Raw genomic sequence first — 6,700 nt, forward strand, 5'->3', positions numbered from 1 at the left:
ATGTCCCTTTTACTGTTACAAAATGTCCCTTTTAGCATTCCAAATCCATTGTGGCTCTAAGGCTCAAAAGGTGCCTAAAAAGGTTTTAAAAAGATTTATAAAAAGATATTAAAAAGTTCGGGGCAATTTGCCCCTCAAAATTCAAAAAAACAAAAAGGAAACCAATCATATTTTATGATTGGTTTTGATTAATAAAAATCATTTACTTATTGCTTATTCCAATTGCTTTATTGACATTGAGCCTCTGAACCCTTAATAAACCCTAAAACTGTCGACTCGTCGGTTTTATAGCTCACGCTATACCGACATTCGTCGAAACAGTTTAATTAAGGGTTCTTCTCAATGCACAATAAATTTTCTCGGCATAATAGCGTCATTTCTTTTTGTTTGAACGATTAATCAAGTAATAACTTAAAAGTCCACTCATTAAAATAAACAAAAATATAAGCATTTCGGATCTCCTTATAAAAAATGTTTAATTCCATTTCTAAACTAATTTAAACCGTATGCAGCGTTTTTCATGATAAGTTATAGGTTTTTAATACTGACTAAGGTTAAAGTCGCTCATACGCCTTTAAAATGGCATATATAAGCAAACTAAATAATATGTAAGGGGCCAGATAAAGCGTCACAATTAGATAACGCCATGCTGAATGACCTGTTTTTAAGACGTGGTTAATCCAATCATAAAAATGTTGTACGCCTAATAGGTCGCCTAATGGACTTAAGACTACAAAAGTAATCATTACTAAGGCAACGATGAAAAACATGGCTGTAATCCCTTTAGTTAAACGATTGAATGCTTGATCATATTGTTTTATTGCTATTTCGTTTGTTTCGATACGCTCATCAAGCGTTTTTTTATAATCATCATGTGCTTTTTGTAAGTCTGATTGATGATTTTGAAACTGTTTAACTAAATTTTGTGTCTGTGATTTCACATCTTCTAATTCTTGTTGGATTGCTGATTGAAAATCTTGTTTTAAGTTATCGTTATTAATACGTTCCACATAGTGTTTTGCAACGCTAATAAATCTTTTTTGTGTTGTTTCTGTGGCTTGATTAAAGTTCAAGGCCATGGTCTCTATCGTTGTCAATAATTGTTCGTGACGCTTGTTTCGCTCGTTCTCTCTCTTCTCGATCTCTTCGAGCCTTTTCATCAGCAAGTCTTGCTGACTCTGCAGCTTGTCGGCGACGCTTAAGCTCATTTGTGTCTTGGGCGAATTTATCCCAATCTGATTGAGTGACGCCTGTATCTCGTTGAGTTGGTTCATCACGGTTTGAAGTTGGTCGTTTTGGCTGGATGTCGTTGTCATCTTCTCGTTCTTGCTGTTGTCGTTGTATTTGTCTTTCAAAGCCATCTTCTATGCCCCCTTTGTTATAGTCTTCACCTAATCGACGGCCACGGACTTTTTTATCTTCAGCTAGATGTCGATAGGTAATACTCTTAGGTGTAACTCGTGCAATTTCAATGCCATATTGACTTAAATGGTCTTTGAATTCGTCCATATTTGTGGCTGTTGATTGGTCGATTGCTTCACGTATTTCATCTTTCCATGAATATTGGGCGGTTGATTTTGTATTAGGGTCAGCAATCGCTTTTTCTGTTTGTGTATAACGTAAGCGTGCTGTATCTTTTTCTGGCACGCTTAAGCCATGTTCACGACATACGTCGTCATTAAAGTCTCTTAAATCACGTAAGGCTTGTTTATTGTTGTTAAATTTCTTCCCTGTCTCAAGATCAATTGAATTAATCACAATATGATTGTGTACATGGTCCGTATCGTTGTGTGTATAGACAGCGACTTGATGATTAGGTGCGAATTTTTCAGCTAATTCTAAACCTAGTTGATTACATTGTTCTGGGGTTACTTCGCCTGGTTTGAATGACTGAATAATGACATGGCCTTCATTACCCCCTGTTTTACCATAGAGTTCACGTGTGGCTTTAAAACTACTTTTGGCATAGTCTATGTCGCAGTTTAAGCCACTTTTTTCTTCAGCCCGTTTTTCAGCGTAATTGATGGCACGTGACGTTGATTTCGTCGCACTTAATTTAGTTGTTGCCATATGTCATCCAACCTTTCACGTAATTCATTAATATTACGTTCTAATGCGCTATAATTCGGAGCATCATATTGATGTTGATGACAATATTTCGCAATTTGATTGGCATTCGCCCCTAATCGACTTAAATCTTTCGCAATCGATTGTCGCGTTTCTTTATCAAATTTAGGTGCGACCAATCGACTGCCTTGTGCCCTTTTCCTTAACGAAAGCAGGCACACTCATATTTAAAGTTTCAGCTGACTGCTTTAACTTTAAATATTCGGATTCGCTCACACGAAAACTAATTTGTTTCGGCTCCTTACGGTTGGGTTTATGGTTTTGCCCAACAGTTTCGTCGCTAGCCACAAAATGATTTTGTTCGCTCATACATCCCACCACGCTTTCTACGAAAGATATTACTTAATATAAATTTAGATTATATGATAATCTAAATTTCATCAAGTAATATAGTGGTTTGGCAAGCATTGGCTTTGCTAGCCACTAACGTGGTAGCGTCGCCTGCTTGTTGGGGATACTCCCCAATCCCCTTATGATTTTTTCTGACGAAAAAATAGTGGCTAATTGATAGCCACTATTAATAAAGAAAAAGAAGTATTATTTGTTATAAATATATTAATTAGGTTCATATTTAGTCTTTAATATTTTTAATAAAAAAGGTAATAATGCTAAAAAGAGTGTTATTGATGCAAATAACCATGCATGACTTGACCCTTCTATGAGTTTATCTGAATTTGATGAATTACTGATAAATAATGAAGTAACTGCTGTATAAAAAGCAATACCTATATTTTGAACCATTCTTTGTGTAGCTCCAGCAGTACCTTGCATATCTTGAGATACAGTTCCCATTATTGCTGAAGTATTAGACGGTAGGAAAAAACCTCCTCCTATACCATATATTAGTAATAATAAGCTTATTGTCACTGGATTTAATATATATTGTAATAATCCTAGGCTTGTATATGCCACAATCATAATAATTAGTCCTGTAGTCATTAATACAATATTGCCAATGCGAGAAATTAATTTACCAGATATTTTTGAAGTAAGTACTAATCCTAAAGGAGAAGTAAGGTTAACTAATCCTATTTGCCAAGATGAAAGATGATTAATCTTTTCTAAAATATATGGAGGAATTATAAAACCTAAAGATGCTGTACCTCCAAATACAAATATTGCAAATATTGGAGATGAAAATGATACATTCTTGAATAAACGTAAATCGATGATAGGATGATTTGTTTTTAACTCCCATATAATAAATAGGCAAAAAGAAACAATAAAGATTAGGAAATTGCCATATACTGATATATTAAAAATTGAGTGATAAGACCAAGATGTTAAACTTATTAATAAACAAAAGATAGATAGAAATAATAATGAATTTCCACGTATATCTAAATGGATAGACGTACTTTTTTGCTCTTTAATATATCTTTTTAAAAATAAACAGCCGATTAAACCGATAAATATAAAGGGAATATTGATCCAAAATATCCATCTCCAATTACCTACAGATATTAAAAGACCTCCAATACTTGGACCTAAAACAGGACCTATTCCTAATAGAATACTTAACGTTCCTAACGCAGAACCTTGTCTATTTTCAGGAATGGTTGTAGTAATAATAGCCGTAGCAGTTCCTTGTAACATTGCTGCACCTATACCTTGTAAACCACGAAAAACGATTAATTGTATGACGTTGTTTGAAAAACCGCATAAAATAGAAGCTATTAAAAAAATAGTTAATCCTAAACTATATATATTTAAACGACTGTATTTATCGCTTAGTCTCCCAAATATTATAATTGTGCCTGTTAATAATAAAGTATATAGTGTAACACTCCAAGTAATAAAAGAAGTATCAACATTAAAGTATTTTGATAAAGTGGGTAATGCGACATTGATAATGCCACTATCCAGGGTGATAAAAACATTCCTATTCCTGCTGTGAAAACAACTAAATGATCGAAATACTTGGAAGAATACATCTATCATACCTCCTCATTTAACTAATTTAATCATACCCATATAATATTTCGTTCAACACCGAAATATTATATGGGTATGATTAAATTGTACTAATAGAAAGGATGTATTATATGTATGAAAATTTTGCTGATAATATTCTCCTCATTGGACATAAAACACGTTTAACTATGTTAATTGAATTATCTAGTGGTATATCTCTTTCAGCTGGAGAATTAGCTAAATTAGCTGGTATAAAACCTCAAACAGCTAGTGAGCATCTTTTAAAATTAGTAGAAGCCAATTTAATCTCAGTAAATACTCAGGGACGACATCGTTATTATAAAATTGATAATGATAAAGTTGTTGATGCAATCCAAGCTTTGTCTGTCATATCTCCACCTATGAGTAGTAAGTCGTTAAAAGAAACAACAAAAAAAGAAAAATTATCATATATGCGTACTTGTTATGGTCATATTGCCGGAAAAATAGGGGTTAAGTTTACTGAATCTTTGATAGAAAATAATTATATTAAAGAAGAAGAAAATTTTTATAAATTAACTCAAGAAGGGAAGACTTGGTTAAAAAAAATAGGAATTGAAACAGAAAAGAGTATGTACTTTAAACCTATTCCTAAACATATAGATTGGACTGAGAGAAAAAATCATATGGCAGGACCTATTGCGTTAAAAATAACTGAAAAAATGATTGAATTATCTTGGATTGAAAAAAGTGAAATTAATCGATGTCTTAATTTAACCAAAAAAGGAAAAAGTGCTTTCAAGACATATCTAAATATGAACATCCCATAATAAAAAAGGGGAAATAATTAAAAATGAAAAAAAATAAATTAAAAAAGTATAACTTATTATTAAATATTTGTTTGATAACATTGAGCGTGTATTCAATAATTTTTATCGCTATTTTTCATATTCCATATGGCAAAACTATTTTCTTTGCTATTTATTTTATTATAATTATCTGTTTCTTCTTTATAGATAAAAAAATCGAAAAAGATAATAAAAAAGAAAATAAAGATGACTAGGATATACAAACTAACTACCTATAAGAGTTAATTATGTTAACTATAACTAAAGGCTTAAACGTTATTAAATCAACGTTTAAGCCTTTTGCTTATGATTATCGTTTATGCAGGTTTTATACATCATTGATCTGATGCGTTTTCATCACTTTTCATGAATAATCGGTTTGTATCTTTATTCAGTTTACACAAGTGTAAATTACACAAATTATTATTCATGCGTATACTAGTTAACTAATAAACTTGTTTACCTGTAATTGATATATCGTATTTAGATGTTACATACAATATGCGTGCATACTGTATGCTTGTATATTGTATGCACGCATACAGGTCATAGGGATTTTGTTATAATTGGAGAGCACTTCCTGTGCAGAAAGGAGGTGCCACATCTAATGATTGTCGTTCTGTTTGTTATGAAGTATATCGTATGTCCAATTATTGTTGGGCGTGTTCTTTAATTTATTAAATCAAGAACATAAACGATAAAAAAGAAACCCCAGCATATGCTTTGGTCGGCATGCTGGGGTTTTCACATCTAATGATGTATCTGTCTGTTTGTTAACTTCAGTATATCTTTCATGTTATCTTTTGTAAACTTTCTAATCTTCCCAATCTAGTTCTAATTGTTGTCTAAATGCTTGTTGTTGTTCTTTTAATAGTGCTTTTTCTTCTTCGGTCATTTCTCTAGTTGTATTACTTTGATTTCGTTCATGTAGCCATTTTGGCGTTTTCTCACGACTGATATATTGTTTGGGTTGGGCTACATTCGCCATTTTGGGTTGTCGCTTACTATGAATGCGTTTCTCAGCATCAAAAGTAAACTCTAACCATTCTATTTTACGTCCTTTTTTCGCTTTAATTTTATTGATATGTAGATTATTGAAAATCTGAGATAGTTCATTAACTATTGGTTTTAATACCCGTTTAGTTATATCATTCATTTGGTAAGTTTTTGGGACATCTAGACGATTTTTAAAATCATCTAAATTCATTTTTACATAACCAGTATGTTTGTATTGTTTAAGTATCCTAAACATATTTTTAGCATAGGTGGATTTGAGATGTGTCATTTCCTTCAACTCAAATTTTGTAAAATCGGCAGTTATAGAATTTAAAATATGTTTTAAATCAGAATTAATACTAATAGATAAACATTCTTCATCTAAATCTACTTTATAGGAAGTGAACAAAATAAATTTTTCAAATGATCTACCATTACGTTCTATATAAGTTAAGTTAAGCATTTTATCGTATACATGTTCTAAATCATTAATAAAACGTTCTTGTGAACGAGTATAGTAATTACTTAAATATTTTAATTCTGCAAAAGGAATAGTTACTTTTCTTGTGTCTTGCTCTTTAAGTTTATTACATAGAGTAAAGAATAAATCTACTTCAGTGCTTGTAAAACGTCTTAATGGAACTAAATTCATCTCATTTCTATATACTACTGTTTCACCAGACATACAAAACTCCTCTCGATATTATAAGTGACATGATTTACAAAATGCCCCTTTAAAATAATATTTGAAAGTATTATAACACTTATTAAATAGAGAAAAAAGAATTATAAGTGACATGATTTACAAAATGTCCCTTTTACTGTTACAAAATGTC

At 31.5% G+C, this 6,700-nt stretch carries 5 protein-coding genes and 2 pseudogenes; 2 read left to right on the top strand and 5 right to left on the bottom strand.

Features of this window, described 5'->3' with window-relative positions:
- Positions 1 to 554: 554 nt before the first annotated feature.
- The 4 genes and pseudogenes from HMPREF2737_RS00510 to HMPREF2737_RS00525 all read right to left on the bottom strand — a co-directional run bounded on the left by HMPREF2737_RS00510 (position 555) and on the right by HMPREF2737_RS00525 (position 4,061).
- Positions 555 to 1,079, bottom strand: coding sequence for a mobilization protein (locus tag HMPREF2737_RS00510; RefSeq protein ID WP_012818276.1), 525 nt, complete (start codon positions 1,077 to 1,079; stop codon positions 555 to 557).
- Positions 1,063 to 2,070, bottom strand: a complete 1,008-nt coding sequence (locus HMPREF2737_RS00515; protein WP_049335764.1) for a relaxase/mobilization nuclease domain-containing protein — start codon at positions 2,068 to 2,070, stop codon at positions 1,063 to 1,065. Before HMPREF2737_RS00515 ends, HMPREF2737_RS00510 begins: the two co-directional genes overlap by 17 nt.
- Positions 2,052 to 2,436 (bottom strand): annotated as a pseudogene (gene mobC / locus HMPREF2737_RS00520) (plasmid mobilization relaxosome protein MobC). The gene HMPREF2737_RS00515 and the pseudogene mobC overlap by 19 nt, the downstream one beginning before the upstream one ends.
- A gap of 246 nt (positions 2,437 to 2,682) precedes the next feature.
- Positions 2,683 to 4,061, bottom strand: a pseudogene (locus tag HMPREF2737_RS00525) (MFS transporter).
- A gap of 111 nt (positions 4,062 to 4,172) precedes the next feature.
- On the opposite strand from HMPREF2737_RS00525, the gene HMPREF2737_RS00530 reads away from it, so the two are divergent.
- Together HMPREF2737_RS00530 and HMPREF2737_RS00535 are read left to right on the top strand one after the other, a co-directional pair.
- On the top strand, positions 4,173 to 4,850 hold the full coding sequence (locus HMPREF2737_RS00530; protein ID WP_053019143.1) for an ArsR/SmtB family transcription factor: 678 nt from the start codon (positions 4,173 to 4,175) through the stop codon (positions 4,848 to 4,850).
- Positions 4,851 to 4,873: 23 nt separating this feature from the next.
- Positions 4,874 to 5,083 (top strand): hypothetical protein, encoded by a 210-nt coding sequence (locus HMPREF2737_RS00535; protein WP_053036367.1) that lies wholly within the window; start codon positions 4,874 to 4,876, stop codon positions 5,081 to 5,083.
- A 599-nt stretch (positions 5,084 to 5,682) separates the two neighbouring features.
- Here HMPREF2737_RS00535 and HMPREF2737_RS00540 read toward each other — a convergent pair.
- A complete protein-coding gene (locus HMPREF2737_RS00540; RefSeq protein ID WP_012818277.1) occupies positions 5,683 to 6,549 on the bottom strand; it encodes a replication initiation protein in 867 nt (288 codons plus the stop codon).
- Positions 6,550 to 6,700 lie beyond the last annotated feature (151 nt).

The organism is Staphylococcus sp. HMSC069D12 (assembly GCF_001810405.1).
GTDB lineage: Bacteria > Bacillota > Bacilli > Staphylococcales > Staphylococcaceae > Staphylococcus > Staphylococcus haemolyticus.